The following is a 22,275-nucleotide window of genomic DNA, read 5'->3' on the forward strand; positions in this document are numbered from 1 at the left end:
GGTTAGTGAAGGACCATTGTTTTTTCGGTACGTTCCAGGGATGTACCCTTGGTTTCCGGCATGAACCGCCAGACGAAAATGAGCTGTAAGACCATCATCAGCGCGAAAAAGGAAAACGTGATACCGCCGCCAAAGTATTCTGCGATGATGGGGAAGGAAAAGGCGATCAGCGCGGCCATAAACCAATGGGTAAAACTGCCCAATGCCTGTCCGCTCGCCCTGACTTCGTTGGGGAAAATTTCGGAGATGAAAACCCAGATGACGGCTCCCTGAGAGAATGCGAAGAAGGCGATGTAGACGAAAAGAAAAACAGGCACGCCGGTGAAATCCTGTATGAAAAATGCCCTGGCGACCAATGCAAGCGTAATAATCACCCCGACAGACCCGGTAAACATCAGGGTACGCCGCCCGAATTTGTCAATAAAATTGATAGCCAGGAGCGTAAATGCAAAATTGACAAAGCCGATGCCGGCAGAGGATAAAAATGCTGCCTTGGTCCCCAGTCCGGTCATTTCAAAAATTCGCGGGCTGTAATAAATAATAGCATTAATCCCTGAAACCTGATTGAAAACTGCGAAAAGAATGGCCAGCGTTACGGGAGTTTTGTGCCGGGCTGAAAAAAGCCGTGACTGCTTGCTGCTACTTGCTTGTTCATGCGCATTGACAATAGCAGACAGCGTTTCTTCGCTGGTGTCGGCGTCGATCAATTGGAGGATTTCACGTGCTTCCTGCACTTTATTTTTTCGGATTACCAACCAGCGAGGACTTTCCGGTACATACAAAATCGCCAGCAGGAACACCAATGACGGCAATGCCTGTACTCCAAGCATCCAGCGCCACGCATGATCGCCCATATCCTGCATGAAATAATTGGAGAAGTACGCGATCAGAATACCGAAAACGACATTGAACTGAAACAGCCCGACCATTTTACCGCGTGACTTGGCAGGTGAGATCTCGGATATGTACATCGGTGCGGCGACCGACGATGCGCCTACACCCAGGCCACCGAGAAACCGGAAGAAAATGAATACGTACCAGTCTGTGGCGAATGCGGAACCCAGGGAAGATACCAGGTAGAGTACCGCGATCCAGAACAGGGTGGTTTTGCGCCCGAGCCGGTCTGTGGGTATGCCGCCAAGCAGCGCGCCGAGCACGGTACCGATGAGTGCGATGGAGACTGTGAACCCGTGTTCGACGGCTGACAGGTCCCACAATAGTTGAATGGCTTTTTCCGCTCCCGAGATCACCGCCGTATCGAACCCGAAGAGAAATCCCCCGAGCGCCACCACGACTGACCACACTAGTACTTTACTGTTTTTCATTTGTAGTTCTGATTTTTGATCAAAACTAGCGCAGTAACATACTTTGAATAACTAAAAAATATCTCAAAAAAGTTAAACTTTGATACGGAGCACTATTGAAGGCGTATTGTGATGATTGTCAACGATTTAGGTTCATCGGTTGACACAAATTTGAAAGTGTAGGTTTCAAATTTGATACATAGTCTTTCAAAAATGTAACATGGTTCAGGATTTTTTATATTCCATCGGCGTTTGGTTATATTTTGTTTTGAAGGCCGTGGAGAAATAAGTAGGAGAGGAGAAGCCCACTTTGTAGGCAATGTCGGAAACGGTCAGGTCGTCGCGTCTCAATAAAAATTTGGCTTTGTTCAAGCGGAGCTGCTGAATGTACTCGTTTACGCTGAGCCCGAGCAGGGCTTTCACTTTCCGGTACAGCTGTACGCGCGACATGCCCAGGTCTTTACCAATGTCTTCCACGCTTAGTTCGGAGTTGCCATAATTTTCTTCAATGTAGGCCGTGAACTGAGTGATAAACTTCTTGTCCAGCTTGTTGGGATTATTCACCGTCGATGATTCAATGGGCAATTCGCTGGTGTAATGCTCACGCAGGATCGCACGGTTTTTCAGCAATGTCCTGATCATTTCTTCAACATATTTCAGGTTGAATGGCTTGGTAACGTATGCGTCAACGCCGGTCTGGATGCCTTCTATCTGCTGCTCGGTGGTGGTTTTGGCGGTGAGCATGATCACGGGAATATGCGAAGTCCTGAAATCGGTTTTGAGCATTACCGAGATGCTCAACCCATCTTTGCCCGGCAACATCACGTCGCAAATGATCAGGTCAGGGATATGTTCAAAAGCCATTCTCAGGCCTTCTTCGCCGTCGCCAGCTTTGTAAATCTGATAGCTGTTTTGCAGTTTTTGCTCCATGAGCCGCACCAGATCTGCATTGTCCTCAATGAGTAGCACCGACTGATCCTTCGGCTGACCATTGATGGGTGCAGGAATAAGCTCTGACGCATTATCCTCTGAAAGCTCAAAATGACGGGCGATAGAAATGTCTTCGATGGGCTCATTTTGAAGTTCGTCCTGTTGCAAATGCGCATTGCCCAAGGGTAGTTCAATCGTAAAACAGGTTTCACGGCCAGGCTCGCTGCGTACCGAAATGCGGCCCTGGTGGAGGGTGATCAATTCCTTGGACAATGCCAGTCCCAGCCCGGTACCCAGCGTTTTGTAACTGTTTTCTCCCTGATAAAAAACTTCAAATGCATGCGCAATCTCTGAGGGCGTCATACCGATGCCATTATCTTCCACTCGGATCTGTGCATTACCAGAAGACGCATTGATGTACAAATAGATGCGTCCCTTATCAGCGGTAAATTTGAATGCATTGGACAGCAAATTGAAGATTACCTTATCGAGCATGGTGGCGTCAAACCAGACGCGGATCTCGGGATCGGAAGCGATGAGCTGGAAGTCAATTTTGCGCCGCGACGCTATTTTTTCAAAAGAAACCATGATATCCCTGACAAATGCGACCAGGTTCTGTTCCCCTGCCCGGAGCTTCATCTTGTTACTCCCGAGTTTTCTGAAATCCATGAGCTGATTCACGAGCCGGAGCAGCCTCAATGTGTTTTTGCGGATCAGCGAAAGTTCCTGCCGGATCAACGGATCGCGGATTTTATCATTGGCAAGAATGTCCTCCACTGGTGCCAAAATCAATGTGAGCGGCGTGCGGAACTCGTGAGAAATGTTGGTAAAAAATTTCAATTTAGCCTCATTCTCAATGCCAGCACGCTGGGCAAGCTGCTCGATCTGGTTTTTCTGATCCGATATTTCGTGATTTTGAGATTCCAGCCGTTTGTTGATCTTGCGGTTTTCCCGCAGCGAATAAAATGACAATGCCCCGAAGAGCAAGGCCAGCGCCAGGGTTACAGAAATAGAGTAAATGATGACGGTTTGATTTTCGGAGATCGCCCTTTGCTCTTCGATTTTTTCCTGACGCCGTTCAATGTCCTGCTCCTGGGCGACCAGTTTTTCGCTCTGTAACTTCATGATCCTCACGTTGGTAGAGTCAATCATGGTGATTTGTAGTCTATTCTCCCTTTTAAATGCTTCTTTTTGTAAAATGGATATGGCAGTGCGGATCGCCTCCTCGCCGCCCGTCGGGTAGAGTACCGTTGCATTCAGAATGTCACGGTCGACGAGATCTATACCTCCGTCGCGACCAGTCAGGCCGTCGACTCCGATGAGCTTGATCTTTTTTTCCAAGCCGAGACTTTTGCAAACCCGGAACGCCGTCAGCGCACGTCGATCGTTTTGACAAAAGATCACGTCAATGTCAGGATTGGCCTTTAATATGGCTGTGAGCGGTTTTTGGAATGAATATTTATCCCAGTCACCGTCCAGTTTGTCGACGAGCCGAATACCCGGGAAGTGGCTGATAATCTCGGCAAAACCCTGATGACGGTCAATGTCCGCCGAGGAACCCGGGCGCTCGCTGATCTCGATCACATTGCCTTTGCCTTTCAAAATGGTGTTGGCATAAGCACCGGCCACTTGCCCTACTTCCACATTATTGGCCCCGACATAAGCTGTATACTGGTCCGAATTGGTTTTTCGGTCAAGTATAATCACTGGAATACCATTCTGATAAGCCTTTTCAACAATCGGCGTGATGGGTTTGGCCTCGTTTGGCGATACGATGAGCAGATCAATATCCTGACTGATAAATTCGGATATCTGATCAATCTGCGTGGCAGAGTTGCCCCCGGCATCTTTCATGATGAAATTGATTTCCGGATGAAACGAAAGCTCACGGTACATGCTCTCTTGCATGGTTTTTCGCCAGTTGTCAGCACCGGTACATTGGGAAAAACCAATCGTAAACTGTTTCGGCTCTTGCTTTGAGCAGGCCATCAACAGTAAAATAAGCAGAAAGAGAGTGGCAGCAGATTTCAATTTTTTCCGGTATCTATGCGATAATTTGGGCCATTCAAAAGTATCATTAATTGCACAATTACTTACATTGCGCCGAATTCATATTTACCTAAATTTTATGAAAAGACTACTTTTATTGAGCATCATGTGCTTTTCTTGCTCGACCATTTTCGCACAGGTTTCATCAGGCAGCCTTGGTTTTGTCCGTATTAATCACCTGGCGCTGCAAGTGAAGGATATTCCGGCCAGCAGGGACTTTTACAGAGACATTGTGGGGTTGAAACCGGTGGAAGTACCCGATACCCTCAAAGCGATCCGCGCATGGTTTGATACAGGCGAGGGACAAATGATACATTTGCTCGCGGGCCGCACAACACCGGTCGTTAATGATAAAAACGGCAGCCATTTCGCGATGTTCGTCACGTCAATTGCAGGCGCTGAAAAATTTTTGACGGCCAAAAAGATTGCTTTTCACAAGCAGGTAAGGTTCGACGGAGTGACGCAAATTTACTTCGCGGATCCGGACGGGTATCTGATCGAGTTGAATGAAAAAAAGAAATAGGTTCAGTGCACGCTTCCCGTGCCGGGATTCTGGCTTTTGAAAAACTGCACTTTTTTGAACATGTCAATCAGGGTACTTACTTTCAGTTTCTCAAAAATTCTGGCTTTGTAAGTACTCACTGAACTTTCCGTAAGTCCGAGCCTGATCGCGATCTCCTTGGTCCAATAGCCTTCAATCAGCATATCCATTACTTCAAGCTCCCGCTGTGAGAGCCCCTCTAACGGATTTTCACCATAAGATTTATTGTCCAATGTATTGCGAAGCAACTGCTGCTGGACGGCCATGCTGATATAATTACCGGCTTCGAACATGGATAATACTGCCTTTTTGATCTCGGCCTGAGACGCGTTTTTAGATAAAAAGCCATTCGCACCAGCCTTAATGTAGTGCAGGGCGTAAACCTCTTCTTCGAGGCTCGAAAAAATGAGTATCAGTACCTTCGGATTGATCTCCCTGATCTTTGGGATCATGTTAAAGCCTTCCCCGTCGGGAATATTAATGTCAAGTAAAATCAGGTCGATCGAGTTCGCAGCTAGTTTGGACATAGTCTCGCCCAGACTGGCGGCTTCATGAACGGTAACGGGATCCAGCAAATCAAGAACGAGGAACCTGGTCGCAAGTCTGACAATTGCATGATCTTCAACCAGCAGAATTTGTTTCATCAATTTGGGGGTCAATGGATGCTTGATCAAACCATTTTGCGCTATCAAAATGCTCTATTAAATTATGTTAGGAGTAATATAAAACCATTTAAGTAAATATTGCCAGAGTAACTTGTAATATTTACCGATAGTGTCGTACAAGTTTACAATTAATTAATTTGTTACTCAAAATAATTCCGGTTTATTAATTTTGTGCTACTTGATTAGTAGAACTATTTCTATCGTTGACCACAAAAAGAGAGCGGCTTCCATTATTTGGAAGCCGCTCTCTTTTTGTGGTTGTTTGTTTGAAGCTATTTAACGGGTCTCTTGAAAATGGAGTCGTCCACTTTACTATTAACCACTATTTTGCTGGTAATGAATGACATAGCACCCATTTGTGGGTTAGTAATGTCCATCGTATTAGCGAATTTAAGACCATCCACCTCTTTATAGTCCGAAAGGTCAATTTCACCTTCCTGACCGTTCATGGAAACCTTCAATTTGCTCAGCAGATACGTTTCAGCATCCAGGAATTGGTCTGTTACCTGCCCGTCTTTGGACGTAACCTTCAAGTGATATACGTCTTTCTTGTCCTGTTTTTCTTTACCGATCAGTTCAACGGTGTTGCCTTTTTCTTTATAGCCTACCAGTCCTCCGAAAGGGTCCATCGAGCTGATCTGCTGTTTCACCTGTTCGGCTGGCATATCTTCCGGTTCTCCGGTTCCTCCCATCATCGTCGGGCGGATCATCCATCCGCTGGTACCGTCCACAACCTGCACCATCGAGTTACCCATTACAGTGGACTCATTGCGAACCGCTTTTCCTACGACGATCGTCGTTTTGTTTGGTATCTCCATGCCTTGCACGGCCAGGGAGCGTTCCGTAACAATGGTTGTAACACCTTTTATTTTATCCATTCCGCCCATGGCAGCCACATGCTTATCCACGATTTCATCAACACTCTGGCCATAAGATGCTGCCGAGATCAGAGCCGCCAACGTTGCGACAAATAGTTTGGTTGTTTTCATATCTAAGTTTTATTTGTGATAAACAGTTTGTGAACCCAAAAGCATTATGCATGTCATAACTACCGTGGAGCGCTTCCGCCACCTGCCGGCGCACCGCCGCCCGACTGCTGTCCTCCGCTTCCGTCACTTTTCACGTCGTCGTTGTTAACAGATTTGGCCTTCTTTTTCGGCGCGTCCATAGTCATTTTACCAATTTTATAGGTAAAGGTCAGCCTGAAACCACGGTTATACAGATACACATCGTTCACCTGGTTGAACTGGATCGAAGTCAGCTCGGTGTGAATGTTGTAACGTTTGCTCAGGAAATTCTCGGCTGCGAGTCCAACGCTTCCTTTTTTATTGTTAAACTCTTTTTTTACTCCAAGCGTATAGAAGCCAAAGCCTCCCTGGTTTCCTTGTAACTGAACCTGGTTTCCCTGCATAAAGCCAAAAGCCTGGGCGCCCCAGCCATTTTTGAATGTGGCCTGTGAGAAAATGCCACCACTTACATTGAAACCATTATTGTTAATTTCCTGCGACTGGCCGTTCTGACCGATGGTCTGCCCGGTTAATGTGGTATAAAACACATTGGCGAAGATTCCGACATTGATCTTGGACGTGGCTGCAACATTGGCAAAAAGGTTGGTACCATATGCATGTTGCTTACCAATGTTCTCGAATGTGGTCACGATTGCACCAGCGAGTGTATCCGACGGCTGACGTACCTGGCTGATGGCGTTGTTGGTTACCCTGCCGAAGAATGTAGCATTCACGAACGTTTTCTTAATGTTTTTGCTCAATCCCAATTCAAAGTTGTTGGTCAGTTCGGGCCGTAGTTCGGGGTTACCAATCGTGATATTCTGCGGGTTGGCCGAGTTGAAGTTCGGGTTCAGCTGTTGCAAGCCCGGACGCTGGATCCTGCGGTTATAAGCCAGCTTCACCGTCGTTCCTTTGAAAGTTTTCGATGCATTGACACTCGGTACCAGCACGCCATAGTTGCCCACGCCGACAGTTCCTTCATTGGTACTGGCGTCGATGAATGTATGTTCGTAACGCAAGCCTCCTTTAATGGTATACCGTTTTTTGGTCGTGTAGGTATAGGAAGTATAGCCCGCCGCAATGTTCTGATGATAGGTCAGGTCTCCCGCAGGTTGATCTCTTTCCGGACGGAAGTCACCGGTCGGTTCAGCAATCAGGAAGCTGTACGCGCTTGTTACTTCACGGAAAATTCCTTTTCCACCAAATTCCAGCAACTGGTTTTTCTTGATGGGAGTTTGATAGTCGGTTTGGAAGGTGAACTCCTGGTTGATACTCTTATTAAGATTACGCTGGCGACTGGTCAGTTCTTTGCCGCCATTCAGCAAGTCCGCATCAAAATCGTTAGTAAGATCATTGCGGCTGTAAAGCGTAGACATGCTCCATTCCTGTTGTGGTTTGAACGTATGAAGATAGTCCAGGTTCACATCCACAGTTCCCGAGAGGTTTTTCGCATCCACATTGCGGCTTGAAACAACATCGGACGATCCGGTTTTCATAAGCCGCGTAATCAGGTCCTGCTGGCTGTTGAAATTTCTTACACCATATTTTACGCCTGCGGTGATGCTCTGGTTTTTGGCAAGATCATAGTCGAAGCCCAGGTTATAGTTTCCGAAAAGTCCGTGGCTGGAACCGTCGCCGGTTTGACGGGTTATAGTGGTAATGTTTTCCACCGTACTGGTTTGTTCCAATGCTGTTTTGGTAACAGTATTATAAATTCCACGACCGAATCCTCCGATGGTAAATCCTGCTTTTCCTTTACGGTAGCCGCCGTTCAGCGACAACATCGAGCCTCTGTTGCCGACACCGGTATCGATATTCAGGTTAAGTCCCTGCAAGCTGTTCTTTTTGGTGATAATATTGATAATACCTCCTGAACCTTCGGCGTCGTATTTGGCGGATGGGCTGGTGATCACTTCCACGGATTTGATCTGGTCAGCAGGAATTTGTTTCAATGCATCGGCCACACTGTTGGCGATAATGGTACTAGGCTTGTTGTTGATCAGTACGCGGATATTCTGGCTGCCCCTCAATGACACGTTACCATCCAAATCCACAGTCAGCAGGGGTACTTTGCGCAAAATATCGGTTGCGTCGCCACCTTTGGCTGCAATGTCTTTTTCAGCATTGTATACCAGCCTGTCCACTTTTTCTTCAATGAGTGCCGCCTGACCTGTAACGGTAACTTCGTTCAATGTTTTGGTATTGGAAGCAAGACTGATCACACCAAGATCGAGTTCCTGACCTTTGTCAAGTTTGATGTTGTCCAGCGTCTTGTTGCCATACCCAATAAATGATACCAGCACTTTATAGTCGCCGGCCACGATCTTGGTGAGTGCAAATTTTCCTTTTTCGTCGGCGACTGTTCCGTCCACTGCCTGTCCGCTGGCTTTGTTGTAAAGCGCAATACTGACAAATTCGATGGCTTTTGATGAAGCTGAGTCAGTTACGGTACCTGTAATTTTGGAGTTGCCTTTCGGAGTTTGGTCGCCTGCCGTACCCGGCAATGCTTTCGGTTTCGCTGCTCCGCCGGTCACGGGAAATTGGGCAAATGCCGGGGAGAGGAGAGAAGTCAGGACAATTGTAATAGCGAGCAGAATTTTCGTCATCTTCATGGTTTTCAAATTAACACCATCAAAAATGCGACAGAAACGATTTACCGGAAAGTAAATTATGACAAAGGCTGAAATTCACGGGATAGACGACCGCAATGCAACGATGGGTGATTGGTCTATTTTCCCATCCACTTTTTAAATGATGCTACTTTTTCGCGGCTTACAATGGTTTCTTTGTTCAAAAACGGTTTCAGGCGCAGGGAAAGGCGGTTTCCAAAGTAGTCGCCGATCAGCTCCACCGACCTGACGGAAATGATGAATGCTCTGTTGATACGGAAAAATTCATTCGGATCGAGCAGCTCTTCCAGCTCGTCCATATTGTAGTCTACAATGAACTGTTTGTCGTCACTGGTCTTGAAAAAACTGAAGCGTTCTTCGCTATAAAAATAGGCGATCGTGTCTACTTCAACGGATACCAACTTCTGAACATGTTTGACCAGAAACCGCTTCCGGTATTCTTTGGGAAGAAACTGGTTTTGCAACTCCCTGACCAAGTTTTCAATATTGGTAGTCTGGCTATCCGGCGTCTGGTTGAAAGTCTGTTTCAATTCCTTGAACTTTTCAAGCGCAGCTTCCAGGTCTTCTTTCTGGACTGGTTTGAGCAGGTAATCGATGCTGTTCACCTTGAATGCACGTAGCGCATATTCGTCGTAGGAAGTGATAAAAATGACAGGACTTTTTACTTTGATCTGGTCAAATATTTCAAAACTCTGCCCGTCGGCGAGCTCAATGTCCATCAGGATCAGGTCAGGAGTAAGATTTTCGCTTAGCCAGGTAACCGAAGAATGAATGCTGCCCGTCACCCCCACAATCCGGGCGTTGTTGTCCACTTTCCCCAATGTCTTTTTTAGCTTATCAACCGCCAGGTCTTCGTCTTCGACTATTAAAATATTCATTGCTGCTCTTAATTAAATTATTGAGTGGTTACAGTGGTGTTATTTGTAGTTTCTGATCAATGGAATAATGACTGTAAAATAAGTTTTGCTTTCATCAATGATAATCTCCGGCTGGTTGAGCAAGCGGTATTTGGCGGAGATATTAGCCAGCCCGATCTTGCTGGATTGTACTTTCAGCCGTTTTTTATACAAGGTGTTACTGACCGTCAGGTTATCATTTGCATCTGTCCCAATCGTGATCACAAGCGGTTCTTCTTTGAGAATGATGTTATGTTTGACCGCATTTTCAAGAAGCATTTGCAGCGTTAGCGGTGGGAGCAGAAAATCCTCGTGAACTTTTTCAACCGACATTTGCAGTATGATACCGTCTCCGTAACGGGTTTTTAGCATATGAAAATAGGAGTTGACAAACCTGATTTCGGATGCCAGGGAAGTCAGTTCCTGTTCGTTGGTCTTGAGCAGATAGCGGTAAACCTTGCTCATTTCGTCCAGGAAGATCTCTGCTTTAGCGGGGTTTTTGCCAATTAATGCCGAGAGTGAGTTCAGACTGTTGAACAGGAAATGTGGATTTACCTGGCTTTTCAAACCGTCGAGCTGGCTTTGCAGGTTTTCTCTCTTCAATTTTTCGGCTTCCAGTTTCAGCGTCTCTGCTTCCAATAACGTGCTCCGCCATTTTTCAAAAACATACAAACCTTCATAGAAGCTGGTCGCTACAATATTGATCAGTAACCCCGACAACAATGCCAGGATGAAATTCTGCAAGTCAAAACGGTAGCCCAGAAAACCGGTAATATGAAATGCGTAGAAAAGCGCGCAGGTAATCAATGCTGTAAGGGGTACATATATACATCCGGAAATGAGCAGTCTGCGCGCGGTTTGGGTTACGTCCTGCAAAGCAATGCGCATGTAATGCCCGGCCAGGATATGCAGTCGCCAGGAAATCACCCAGGTAACGCATACGATGAGTGTAGCCCATATCAAAACACGCTGCTCTCCGAAATACCTTTTGCCAAAAAGCAAATAGGCCAGGTTCAGAAAAAACGGGAGGCAGATCAGCATGACCCAGATGTCATTCTTGGTGATCTTGCTTTTCAAGATGGTGTTAAACGCGGGCAGATGGGGCATTCGGTGGCTTTGGCTTGCTTGTTAAACGACTACAAAATTTCATTTCCGCCCCAAAATAAACAACGGGAATCACGCTGTACTGTCATTAAATGTATCTGAATTGAATGCGGCCAAAATACGCTTTTGAATTCTCATTTCCTCAATCCACCATTTTCCGCAATTCAGTACCCGTAATGTACAATTCGGAATTGATGGAATTTACCCATCCGGGCAAAAAACTCAGCTTTGCCAAAAAATCACAAAAACCATTTTATCATTTATTAGCAATGAAAACAATCATTTTATCCGCCATCGCAGTTACACTTTTCTGGACGGGCTGTACCACTGATCACGTTATACAAAAAACAGAGTATGTGCTCGATGAAACTTCTGTGGCTGAATGGAAGGGCTCTATGCCCGGTACCTTCAATATCGGGTCTTTTGATGTAGAAAGTGAAAACTTGCAGGCAGAGAACGGCCAGATCAAGAGCGGGACATTTATTATCCCCATCGCCTCGATCAAGAATTTCAATCTGCCTGACAATCTGAAACCTCAGTTGCTGGGACACCTGCAAAGCGCCGATTTTTTCAATATGGTATTGTTTCCCGAGGCAACTTTCAAGATCACCGGCATCGCTCCTTACACCGGAACGGACACTGGGGCGGTAGCTGGTGCCAACTATCTCGTCAGTGGCGACTTTACGATGATCGGCATGACGAATCCGATCAGCTTTCCAGCCAAGATCAATTTGAGCAATGGAAAATTGCAGACGGAAGCGACATTTAAGATCGACCGGACGAAATGGGGCATGAACTACGCGACCGACCCGGCGGCCGAGGGACATTACATCTTCTCAGACGTGGATATCCATTTGAAAATATCGGGGATCAAGATATAACCACTATACCGCACTCAAATTCCGTTCAGTTCAGCTTCTGTAAATGCCTTCTCCCTGCCAGTTAATTTCTGGCGGGTTTTGGCTACTTCCTCCGTGGTGATCTTTTCGGCATTGTTGCGCCACGACTTACGAATATAGCTTAGCAACTGGGCAATGTCTTCGCTTGGCATATCTTTATCGTAGCCAATACCCGGCATATCACCGCTCACTTCGGGTGTCTGGTACACGTGACCGTTCACTTTTACGGGGCCGGTCAAACCGAAAAGAACGATGGAGATCAGCTTGTCTTTGTTACCCGTAACCCATTCTGACTGGTTCAATGGCGGGGCCAACGATTTAACACCGCCACCGTCAACACCGTGGCAGGTCTGGCAAACGGAAGTGAACAATGCTTCGCCTTTTGGGAATTCTTTTTTGAGCATTTCCGGGTTGCGGTTGCCCTGCGCGCTTTTAACAGCGGCTACCACTCTTTGCAATTGCTTGTTGAAAAGTAAATTAGGGTCCGATAATGATGCGCTTATTTCGCCCTGGAACACTTCTTCCTGATCCTGCAAGTTGCTGATCACAGCGTCTGACACATAGCGGTTGTTGGGATATTTGGTAGCAAGCCGGGTAAGCAGGCCACGCGATATCACCGGGTCGAATTTTTCAATGCTTTTGCAAATGAAGGCAACATAGGGTGCCGAAAGTGTATCGTTGTCATTCACGATCCCGTCCATTGCTGAGGCAAGCTGCTTGTAAGATGTCGGGCTCATGATAGACGGTGAAACCGACAGTGCCTGCATTTTGTAGGTCCAGGATTGTTTCAGCCAGGCCAGTACTTCCTCGGTTTTGAGTGAATGAAGCCCTTCAAGTGTCCACAATGCATGAATCGCCAGGAACGGGTTGGCCGTCTGTTTGATGGCTTCCCGTAATGCCGGTACGGTTTGGTTATACTTGCCGTCGATCAGTTTTTGCTGTGCGCGATCACGTACCCAGCCGTTGGTGTGTCCCAGCAGCTTTACCAGCTCGCTTGCGTCATTAGGAATGAGGACCGGGCGTGGTTTCGAATTTTTGGGAACAATTTTATAGATACGTCCGCTCGAAAGTGGCTGCGTCAAATTTCTTTTTCCGATCTGATCTTTCAGGTATGGGGTCAGGTAGGTTTTGTGCTGAATAATGCCGCGGTACATGTCAAGGACGAAAATCGAACCATCCGGTGCGTTGTACAGGCTCACAGGCCGGAAGCGCTCGTCGGTACTTGCGAGAAATTCTTTGCCTTTATAGGCTTGCTCGCCTTTCACTACGTACCCCTTTTCATTTAAAATGTTTCGTTTGATGAGGTTGGCAGAAGGTTCGGGCACAAATGCATTGAACTGATAAGTTTTGTCAAATAGGTCACCGCGGTAAACGACAGGGCCGGCTGCTGCTGTAAAATCATTCAAGCGCAGGCTGTCGTCGAGAATATTTTTCATATAGCCGCGGTTTACACCAGGGGTAGGGTGCAAGGGATATACTTTGTTATTGGCAACCGATTTTTCATTGTACCCGGCAACACCTCTCTGGTTTTTGTTGGAAGCGCCCAGTCCAGCCGGAAAGTAGTCGCCCAGCAGGTTTTGTGAGTTGTTATTGTAGTAAAGTCGTCCGTAATTGTCCTGGCAAATGCCCCATTGACCTCTGAAATGAGTATGTTCAATGAGCCATTTACTGCCCACTTTACGATAGCGTTTGTCAGATTTGGCATTGTAAATCCAGTTATCCATTGCACGTAGCAGGCCGTTGGGCTGGTGCTCTACATTGCCTCCTTCGGTGTATTTATCATCAACCAAAACTCTCTTTCCAGCTTTGTCATTCTTGATCTCGTAAAACCAAAGATTCGTAGGCTCGGCAACCAATATTCCATTTTCGATCAGGCAAATAGCCCTTGGCAGCACAAGAGAATCGATCACAACTGTGCGATCGTCGTAGACGCCGTCTTTGTCTTTGTCGTCCAGAATTACAATGTTTCCGTTCGGGATGTCTTCGCCGGTTCCGATGGTATCGGGCATATAACCGGTCATTTCCACCACCCACATTCTCGCCTTATCGTCGAACTGCATGGCCACCGGCGCGCTGACCAATGGTTCGGCAGCTACCAGCTTTACCTCAAAACCATCCTCGATCTGCATTTTTGCGATGGTTTTTTCAGGGGCGATAAAAGGGGATTTGCCAGGCGTTTCGGCAGCAGTTTCCTGCTTTGCGACTTCCTGGGCAGCTGGTGCCTTCGACGCGGTTTGTTTATTTGTCTTACAATAGATCAGCGTAAAGGATACGGCCAGAAAAAGAAAGTGATAGCGGTACTTTTTCATCTCAATATATTAACTCAGCAAAATTAGTAGCTTAATGATAACTGCTTAGCAGTCAATTTTAAAACTTAGTCTTTTAACGATTCTTCAACGGGTTTCATATTCTTGGTCAGAAAATGAATGATAACCCAGGCAACAAAATAGGCCAGTCCGCAGATCATGAATACAATATTGTAGCCTGCGCCTATGTTTCCGATTCCTTTATAGTAATCCAAAAGCGCGCCGACCAGCAATGGAAAGAAGGTAGAACCCAATGAGCCAGCCATTCCGCCGATGCCCACCACGGAGCTTACTGCTCTTTTTGGAAAAATATCAGACACAATGGTGAAAATGTTGGCGCTCCATGCCTGGTGGGCTGCGGTAGCAACACTGATAATGCCCACTACCACCCAAATATCGGTAGCAAACTGCGCCAGAATGATCGGAAGTACTGCGAATGCTACGATGAGCAATGTGGTTTTCCGTGCACGTAACGGTGCCCAGCCGATTTTGATCAAATAAGAAGAAAGGTATCCGCCGCCGATACTACCGAATGTAGTAGCCGTGTAAACGATCGCCAAATGAAGGCTTGGCTTTTTCAGGTCTAATGCAAAAGTGGTCGCAAAATAGGATGGCAGCCAGAAAAGGAAAAACCACCAAACCGGATCAGTAAGGAATTTGCCTACAATAAATACCCACGACTGACGAAGCTGCAAAAGTTTGCTCCAATGGATCGGTTTCTGAGTCTCGCCGGCTATTACTTCATTATCGCTGTGAATGTATTCGAACTCCTCAGGAGTAACTTTTTTGTGGCGTGAAGGAATTTCGTAGAATAACCACCAGAAAATGAGCCAGATAAAACCCAATGCACCGGTGATCAGAAATGCTTCGCGCCAGCCGTATGCGCCGAGAAGCCAGGGTACCAGAATAGGAGCGGCCACGGCACCAATGCTGGTACCGGAATTGAAAATGCCGGTTGCCAATGCACGTTCACGCTTTGGAAACCATTCGGCAGTTGCCTTCACGGCCGCGGGAAAGTTACCCGCCTCGCCCAGGCCCAAAAGCGCCCGCACGCCTGCAAATCCGAAAGTACTTTTGACCAGCGCGTGCAAAACGGCTGCAACGCTCCATATAATAATGGATATAGAATAGCCCAGTTTGGAGCCGATTTTATCAATAATATTCCCAAAAACGATATAACCCAGAGCGTAACATCCGGCAAAAACCATTACGATGTTGGCATAGTCAGTTTCAGTCCAGTTGAACTCCGTTTCAAGAGTGGGTTTGAGTAATCCGAGAATCTGTCTGTCGATGTAATTGATTGTGGTCGCAAAGAATAATAAAGCACAAATAACCCAGCGGTAATTTCCAATTTTGGTTTGTTTCATAGTGAAGAAAAAGAATTTCTCGGATTCAGGAATGGATTTAAATTGTCTGTCACGAAAGAAGACGTTTTTTTTGCCATTCTACCCCTTAATGGAGCTATAAAGACTTTACAAAAAAGAATCCTGCCCCTTTCGATATGAATGGCAGGGTGCAGGAACGGATGGCAATTTGTGTGATTATCAGACGATAGGGTATGCCAGTTGCGCTTTCATCAGCTCGGCTTCATTGGTAAGGTCCAGACGCAACGGTGTGATCGATACAAAGTGGTTTTCGATCGCCCAGCGGTCGGTACCTTCTTCGGCGGGTTCGAGCGGTACCACCGTAAACCAGTAATGTTTTCTGCCCATCGGGTCCAGTCCGGGTACAATATTGTTGTCATACAGCCGTACCGATTGCCTGGTCCATCGTACCCCCTGCGGGTTATGCGGAAAATTGACATTGACCAGATTTAAATGCGGATTTTTGAAAAGCAGGGTTAGTGCTTTTTCAACAAACGGGTCCAGTGCCTCGAAATCGGGTTCAATGTCGGTAGGTGTGCTCAAAGCAATCCCTTTCATCCCAAAAAGAACGGCTTGCTTGGCCGCCGCCAATGTTCCTGAATGCCACATGGCATTTCCCAGATTGGGACCCAGGTTGATTCCCGAAAGAACTACATCGGGTTTGTCCCACAAATGCTGGCCCAGCGCAACGCAGTCGGCCGGTGTACCATTGACGCGGTATGCGTCGATTCCATTAAAATCAATAGGTGATTTCTTATAAGAAAGCGGTCGGGATGCTGTGATCGCGTGCCCCATGGAGGACTGCTCCACATCAGGCGCTACAATTTTTACCTCTCCGAACCTTGCAGCAATCTTAGCCAAGGCAGCAATTCCGGGACTGTAAATTCCATCGTCGTTTGTTACCAGGATTTTCATACGTATATCGTTTTTCTGGTTATTCTAATAAAATTATGCCTGGTATGTTTTTTATAAATCCATAGATATCCTATCCATTGCCATATGAAAAAAGCGAACCTGTTACACAACCCCACTGCCGGGGACAACGACTTTTCTAAGAAAGAGCTTTTGAAACTAATCACAGAGGAGGGCTTTGAATGCACTTACTCGTCAGTGAAGGAAAATGGCTGGGACGCGTTTGACGATGAAACGGATTTCCTCATCATTGCCGGTGGTGACGGGACGGTTCGCCGTGTGGCCAAAGCGCTCATGAAAAGGAAGCGGTTGCAAAAGCAGTATCCGCTCGCATTACTTCCTCACGGTACGGCCAATAACATTGCAGGCGCATTGCAAATCTCCGGCGAAGCCAGAGAAATTGTTCAGAGATGGCATCATAATCACCTGCAAACCTTTGATATAGGCAAGGTCAATGGCATCGGGGAAGACCTTTTTTTTCTTGAATCTTTCGGTTACGGAATTTTTCCAAGGCTCATGAAAGTGATGAGCAAGATTTCGGACGAAGTAGGAGAAAGTGCGGACGAAAAGCTGAAAGCGGCGCGCGCCGTGCTATACGACATTGTATTGAACTACGAAGCTCGGCCGTGTACCATCATCGCCGATGGTGTCGATCATTCGGGTGAGTATATGATGGTGGAAGTTATGAACATACGCTCCCTCGGTCCCAACCTGATACTGGCACCCGACGCCGATCCCGGTGACGGATACCTGGATCTGGTCATGGTGTCGGAAGCGCACCGGAAAAAATTTGAATCCTTCCTGCTCAGTGAGATCAATGGGGAAGAAAAGCATGAATTTAATTTTACAATTGTCCGTGCGAAAACCTTGAAAATCGTATGGGAAGGGAAGGACATTCATGCAGATGACGAGCGTCTTAAAGTGGAAGGTACCATGGAAGTTGACATTGAAATCCAGCGGGACATGATGCAGTTCATGATCACGGATGAGTAATGAGCAATAACCTTTGGTTATCATGCATAACCATTTGTGATTGGCGCCGCGTGTGAATGGGAAGTACTTTTGGATCATTAAAATTTCCAAAATTCTCATTCACAGTTTACTATGATTACCACAGATATTTGCATCATCGGGGCCGGACCAGTCGGTCTGTTTGCCGTGTTCGAAGCAGGATTACTCAAAATGCGCTGCCACCTTATTGACGCATTGCCCATAGTGGGCGGACAACTTGCCGAAATTTATCCGCAAAAACCGATTTACGATATTCCCGGAGCTCCCGGTATCATTGCCGAAGACCTTGTTAAAAACCTTCTGGTTCAGATCGAAGAGTTCAAACCCGGATTTACATTGGGTGAACGTGTCGAATTCCTCGAAAAGCAGGAAGACGAAAGTTACATTGTCACTACCAATGAAGGCACCGCTGTGCATTGCAAAGTGGTGGTGATCGCTGCCGGACTCGGCAGTTTCGAGCCTCGTAAACCAGCCGTGGAAAGACTCGAACATTTTGAAGGCAAAGGGGTACATTATATGGTAAAAAAACCGGAGCAATTCCGTGACCAGCATGTGGTACTCGCCGGTGGAGGAGACTCTGCGCTGGACTGGACCATATTTCTCGCGGACATCGCCTCACATGTGACGCTCGTACACAGGGGCGACACATTCAGGGGCGCTCCCGACTCCGCTGAAAAAGTGTTTGAACTGGCTGAAAAAGGAAAAATCAATCTGATACTGCAATCACAGGTCAACAGTTTGGGTGGTAATGGTGTATTGAAGGAGGTCTCTATTTTGGGAAATGATAAATCTATAACCACGATTCCTACGGATCATTTTATCCCGCTTTTTGGCCTGAGCCCTAAACTGGGACCGATCGCAGACTGGAAACTGGGAGTCGAAAAATCAGCCGTTGTAGTCAATACATTTGATTATTCTACCAATGTTGAGCGCATTTATGCGATCGGCGACATTAATACTTATCCTGGAAAGCTTAAACTGATCCTTTGCGGGTTTCATGAAGCTGCGATCATGATGCAGAGTGCCTTCAAATACGTATATCCGGACCAGAAATTGAGTTTCAAATACACAACCGTTAACGGTGTTAATGCATTTTAGCCATGATCAATATCACAATAGAAAATAATTTAGGGGAGCGCCAGAATCTGGAAGTGCCTGTCGATATGGGTTTCAATCTTATGGAAATCCTGAAAGCTTACGAGTACGACATTATGGCGACTTGTGGCGGGATGGCATTGTGCGCCACCTGCCATATAGAAGTCCTGGAAGGGGCCGACAAGCTTCCCGAATGTAACGACAATGAACTGGCAACGCTGGATACTTTGCCTGACGCAGATATGAACAGTCGCCTATCCTGCCAGATCCGTCCGAGCACGGATATGAACGGGCTGGTAATCAGACTGAAAGCTTTACAGGAAGCGTAATAAAGGTTTAAGAATTTTGGAATAATAGTACATAAACCTTCCCGAAATAATCCGGGAAGGTTTTTAGTGTTTTGCGTTTGCCTAATCCTACGCCATGACGGCGATGAGGTTCAATGCAACAGCTGCCATGCTTTCGTTTCCGCTTAAAATGACCGTTGCTGATGCCTGGGCCGGGGTCAACGCTTTGGTGAAAAGCTTCCACGCGGTATCAGCGTCCAGTTGTATGTCGGCAATGGGTTGGGCTGAAAATTCTGTTGTAATTTCCCAGTGGTTTTCCTGCCGGACAAGGTACCACTCCATTGGTCCTTCGAGATCGATCTGAATGTGAATGCCGGTGCCAGGGGCTGCATCCGTATCGCGATAAGTATGTGGCAGACCGCGAAGCAATGTTTCAATAAATGGTAAAAACAACTCCCGAGTCATAATACCCGGTTTGTCGACCGCATCACGGATCTGCTGCTGGTGATGCCATTTTTCGGTGTATTCCCGGGCAATGTGAAACCAGTTTTTTGAAGTTTCTTCGCCGGCCCATGCGACCGAAAAGACAGCGTCTGTATCCATTTCCTGAACCTGCATCAGGTCAGAGTATTGCTTGCCGGTAGTTTCCAGCAGTTCGGTCAACAGCTTGGGACTAATCCTTTTAAATGCTTTTATCCAATCTGCATTGAATTGATTGAGAAATGCCACCAGATCAGCATAGGAGTTAATCCCGCGGTCCGGCGGCGTGCTATGCCCATCCCGGATTAGCGACAACGTACGCATGTTACCGTCCAGCAAATGAGCCGCCACATCCTTTACGGTCCATAGTCTGGCAACGGTTGGTTTGTTCCAATCGTCAGGTGAAAGTGATTTCAAGAGTTCGATCAGTTTGGCGTCGAGCTGAGGGAAAAGGTGGACAGTTTCAATCATATTATCAGGCTGTGTTTGTCCGCAATTTGAAAAAATTAATCATGAAAATGGAGTTTTTTGACCGATCGGTTATTCAATTTGGTACTTTTGAGACCGTTTAAGTAGTTGTCCCATAAAGCCGGAACCACAATATCGGGCTGAGGGAACAGAATATAAATTAAGAAAAATGACTTATTGCTTAGGAATAAAAGTGAAAGAAGGGCTGGTAGCATTGGCCGATACGCGCATTACGGCCGGTACCAATACCACAGTAAAAAGGAAAATGTACGTAACGCAAAGTGACAACTATTCACTTTTTATTATGACCAGCGGCTTGCGTTCTGTGAGGGACAAAGCGGTACATTACTTCGAGGAATTGCTCAGTGAAGGCGTAGTTTACAATAAGCTTTATAAGGCTGTGAATGCCTTTGGCGAGCAGATCAAGCGTGTGGCGGAAGAGGATAGGGCGTCGCTTGAAAGGGCCGGACTAAAATTTAACCTAAATACAGTAGTCGGTGGACAGTTGAAGGACGATGCCGAGCATAAGCTGTTTTTGCTTTATTCCGAAGGGAATTGGGTAGAACTCGACGAAGGCTCCCCTTACGTAATCATTGGGAATTCAGGCCAGGGAAAGGCGATCCTGAACAGGGTACTCAATGAAAAATCGACCATGAAGCAGGCTTTGAAAGCTGGTTTCCTGTCGTTCGATTCAACAAGGGTAAGTAATAATGATGTGGATTTTCCGATTGATGTGGTCCTTTACAAAAAAGACAGCTTCAAGATCGTGGAGCACCGGTACGAAAAGAAGGACCTGGAACAGATTTCAGATATCTGGGCCGAAAAACTAAAACAGGCACTCGACGACATTCCGGAAGAATGGATGGATCAGAGTTTTGAGAAAATAGAATAACAGAAAACGGCTGCTTTTAATCGAAAGCAGCCGTTTTCTATTATTACTCCACGCCGTATTTGTCGATCATATAAATCATCGCAGCCATGGCTGCGGCCCCAAGGTCCAGCTCGCGCTTGCTTACCGCCTCGAATTTGTCGTTGGCTGCATGGTGGTAGTCAAAGTAACGTTGTGAATCGGGCACAAGGCCTAGTAGCACCGTTCCTTGCGGCGCAAGCGGGCCAATATCCACACCGCCACCGCCAGGGCCTAGTTCATGGATTCCGAACGCTGAGAATAGTTTCCTCCATCTCATGATACCCGCCTTTTGGGCCGAGGTCCCTACAATTCCAAAACCCAGTGGTGTAAATCCGCCCCGGTCAGATTCGATAGCGGCTATATGTGTTTCCTTTTTGGCTTTGGCAGAATCCGCGTAGGCGATACCACCTTTTACGCCGTTTTCCTCATTCATGAACATCACTGCGCGGATCGTATTATTGGGCGTATAATTCAATGCTTTGAGAATGCGTAACGCTTCAATGGATTGCACGCAACCTGAGCCATCATCGTGAGCGCCTTGTGCAAAGTCCCAGGAGTCCAGGTGACCGCCTACTACAATGTATAGGGCAGGGTTCCTTTGTCCTTTCAGCTCACCGATCACATTGTGAGAAGGGACATCGGGGAGTGTTTCGCAGTTTTGCTCAAAATACAGCTGGGTTTCAGGATTTGCCTTTAACGTTTTGCTCAGCAGTTCGGCTGCATTGGTGGAAATGGCCGCCGCGGGGATGATAGGCGCGCCGCTCGCGTAACGCAGGCTGCCTGTATGTGGAAAGTCGTCGAGACGCGTGGTCATCGAACGCACGATCGCACCGACTGCCCCAAGTTTGCCAGCCTCGCTTGCGCCACTACCGCGTTGCTCGACCGCGCCTGCATAGGCCTCAAACGTATTTATTTTGGTAGCGTCCATCGGCCGGTTGAAGAAAACGATCTTTCCTTTTACCTTGTCAGCACCCAGCTCACGAAGCTGTTGAAAGCTTTTTACTTCAATGACATTCGCAGTTATGCCGCCTTTCGGTGTGGCTATCGAGCCGCCCAAAGCAGCTATCGGAACTTCAATTTTTTGCTTGCCATTGACAATTCGCGCTTTTTCCTTTGCTCCGCGCACCCAATGCGGCACCATCACATTTTGTAAAGTAACCTGATCGAAATGCTCGGCTTCCATCACGGATTTGGTGTAGGTTACTGCCTTGGCAGCTCCTTCTGAACCGCTAAGCCTGCCACCGATCTGCTGGGTGAGGTACCTCAGCCATTCATAAGACTTTCCTTCGCTTAATGCATTGCTGAAAATCTTGCGGATAAAAACAGAATCTGCCTGGTAGTCGCTTTGGGCAAATGCGGTTCCTGTTAATGCCGGTACCGACAAAAACAAAAGGGTTAAAAGTTTTTTCATTCTGTG

The 22,275-nt window shown here is 46.9% G+C and carries 18 protein-coding genes; 6 read left to right on the forward strand and 12 right to left on the reverse strand.

What is annotated here, in order from left to right; genetic code table 11:
- Positions 1–2 precede the first annotated feature (2 nt).
- Complete coding sequence (locus tag ON006_RS07855) at positions 3–1,325, reverse strand: sugar porter family MFS transporter (protein WP_244819030.1); 1,323 nt, start codon at positions 1,323–1,325, stop codon at positions 3–5.
- 204 nt (positions 1,326–1,529) lie between these two features.
- The gene (locus ON006_RS07860; RefSeq protein ID WP_244819029.1) at positions 1,530–4,223 is read right to left on the reverse strand and encodes a substrate-binding domain-containing protein; all 2,694 of its coding nucleotides are present in this window, start codon (positions 4,221–4,223) and stop codon (positions 1,530–1,532) included.
- Between the two features lie 139 nt (positions 4,224–4,362).
- Here ON006_RS07860 and ON006_RS07865 point away from each other — a divergent pair, with 139 nt between their 5' ends.
- On the forward strand, positions 4,363–4,806 hold the full coding sequence (locus tag ON006_RS07865; protein ID WP_244819028.1) for a VOC family protein: 444 nt from the start codon (positions 4,363–4,365) through the stop codon (positions 4,804–4,806).
- A 2-nt stretch (positions 4,807–4,808) separates the two neighbouring features.
- Here the strand turns inward: ON006_RS07865 and ON006_RS07870 are convergent, their stop codons facing one another.
- The 5 genes from ON006_RS07870 to ON006_RS07890 form a co-directional block, all read right to left on the reverse strand.
- Complete coding sequence (locus ON006_RS07870) at positions 4,809–5,468, reverse strand: response regulator (RefSeq protein ID WP_244819027.1); 660 nt, start codon at positions 5,466–5,468, stop codon at positions 4,809–4,811.
- Between the two features lie 293 nt (positions 5,469–5,761).
- Positions 5,762–6,478 (reverse strand): outer membrane lipoprotein-sorting protein, encoded by a 717-nt coding sequence (locus ON006_RS07875; RefSeq protein ID WP_244819026.1) that lies wholly within the window; start codon positions 6,476–6,478, stop codon positions 5,762–5,764.
- Between the two features lie 59 nt (positions 6,479–6,537).
- Positions 6,538–9,108, reverse strand: coding sequence for a TonB-dependent receptor (locus ON006_RS07880; protein WP_244819025.1), 2,571 nt, complete (start codon positions 9,106–9,108; stop codon positions 6,538–6,540).
- Positions 9,109–9,224: 116 nt separating this feature from the next.
- A complete protein-coding gene (locus tag ON006_RS07885) occupies positions 9,225–10,004 on the reverse strand; it encodes a LytR/AlgR family response regulator transcription factor (protein WP_244819024.1) in 780 nt (259 codons plus the stop codon).
- 39 nt (positions 10,005–10,043) lie between these two features.
- Complete coding sequence (locus tag ON006_RS07890) at positions 10,044–11,129, reverse strand: sensor histidine kinase (protein WP_244819023.1); 1,086 nt, start codon at positions 11,127–11,129, stop codon at positions 10,044–10,046.
- 266 nt (positions 11,130–11,395) lie between these two features.
- Here ON006_RS07890 and ON006_RS07895 point away from each other — a divergent pair, with 266 nt between their 5' ends.
- Positions 11,396–12,007: a YceI family protein gene (locus ON006_RS07895; protein ID WP_244819022.1), complete on the forward strand. Its 612-nt coding sequence runs from the start codon at positions 11,396–11,398 to the stop codon at positions 12,005–12,007.
- Positions 12,008–12,021: 14 nt separating this feature from the next.
- Here ON006_RS07895 and ON006_RS07900 read toward each other — a convergent pair whose 3' ends face one another.
- The 3 genes from ON006_RS07900 to surE form a co-directional block, all read right to left on the reverse strand.
- Positions 12,022–14,334, reverse strand: a complete 2,313-nt coding sequence (locus ON006_RS07900) for a DUF7133 domain-containing protein (RefSeq protein WP_244819021.1) — start codon at positions 14,332–14,334, stop codon at positions 12,022–12,024.
- Between the two features lie 65 nt (positions 14,335–14,399).
- Positions 14,400–15,698 carry an MFS transporter gene (locus tag ON006_RS07905; RefSeq protein ID WP_244819020.1) on the reverse strand — a complete coding sequence of 433 codons (1,299 nt, stop codon included), beginning with the start codon at positions 15,696–15,698 and terminating at the stop codon, positions 14,400–14,402.
- Positions 15,699–15,875: 177 nt separating this feature from the next.
- On the reverse strand, positions 15,876–16,610 hold the full coding sequence (surE, locus tag ON006_RS07910; protein WP_244819019.1) for a 5'/3'-nucleotidase SurE: 735 nt from the start codon (positions 16,608–16,610) through the stop codon (positions 15,876–15,878).
- 84 nt (positions 16,611–16,694) lie between these two features.
- Here surE and ON006_RS07915 point away from each other — a divergent pair, with 84 nt between their 5' ends.
- The 3 genes from ON006_RS07915 (at position 16,695) to ON006_RS07925 (ending at position 19,042) form a co-directional block, all read left to right on the forward strand.
- A complete protein-coding gene (locus tag ON006_RS07915; RefSeq protein ID WP_244819018.1) occupies positions 16,695–17,600 on the forward strand; it encodes a diacylglycerol/lipid kinase family protein in 906 nt (301 codons plus the stop codon).
- 111 nt (positions 17,601–17,711) lie between these two features.
- Positions 17,712–18,716, forward strand: a complete 1,005-nt coding sequence (locus ON006_RS07920; protein ID WP_244819017.1) for an NAD(P)/FAD-dependent oxidoreductase — start codon at positions 17,712–17,714, stop codon at positions 18,714–18,716.
- A gap of 2 nt (positions 18,717–18,718) precedes the next feature.
- A complete protein-coding gene (locus ON006_RS07925) occupies positions 18,719–19,042 on the forward strand; it encodes a 2Fe-2S iron-sulfur cluster-binding protein (RefSeq protein WP_244819016.1) in 324 nt (107 codons plus the stop codon).
- A gap of 87 nt (positions 19,043–19,129) precedes the next feature.
- Here ON006_RS07925 and ON006_RS07930 read toward each other — a convergent pair whose 3' ends face one another.
- Positions 19,130–19,951 (reverse strand): maleylpyruvate isomerase N-terminal domain-containing protein, encoded by an 822-nt coding sequence (locus tag ON006_RS07930; protein ID WP_244819015.1) that lies wholly within the window; start codon positions 19,949–19,951, stop codon positions 19,130–19,132.
- A 166-nt stretch (positions 19,952–20,117) separates the two neighbouring features.
- On the opposite strand from ON006_RS07930, the gene ON006_RS07935 reads away from it, so the two are divergent.
- Positions 20,118–20,840 (forward strand): proteasome-type protease, encoded by a 723-nt coding sequence (locus tag ON006_RS07935; protein ID WP_244819014.1) that lies wholly within the window; start codon positions 20,118–20,120, stop codon positions 20,838–20,840.
- Positions 20,841–20,883: 43 nt separating this feature from the next.
- Here ON006_RS07935 and ON006_RS07940 read toward each other — a convergent pair whose 3' ends face one another.
- Positions 20,884–22,269 carry a M28 family peptidase gene (locus ON006_RS07940; RefSeq protein ID WP_244819013.1) on the reverse strand — a complete coding sequence of 462 codons (1,386 nt, stop codon included), beginning with the start codon at positions 22,267–22,269 and terminating at the stop codon, positions 20,884–20,886.
- Between the last annotated feature and the right edge of the window lie 6 nt (positions 22,270–22,275).

The sequence above is a fragment of the Dyadobacter pollutisoli genome, from assembly GCF_026625565.1.
Taxonomy (GTDB): domain Bacteria; phylum Bacteroidota; class Bacteroidia; order Cytophagales; family Spirosomataceae; genus Dyadobacter; species Dyadobacter pollutisoli.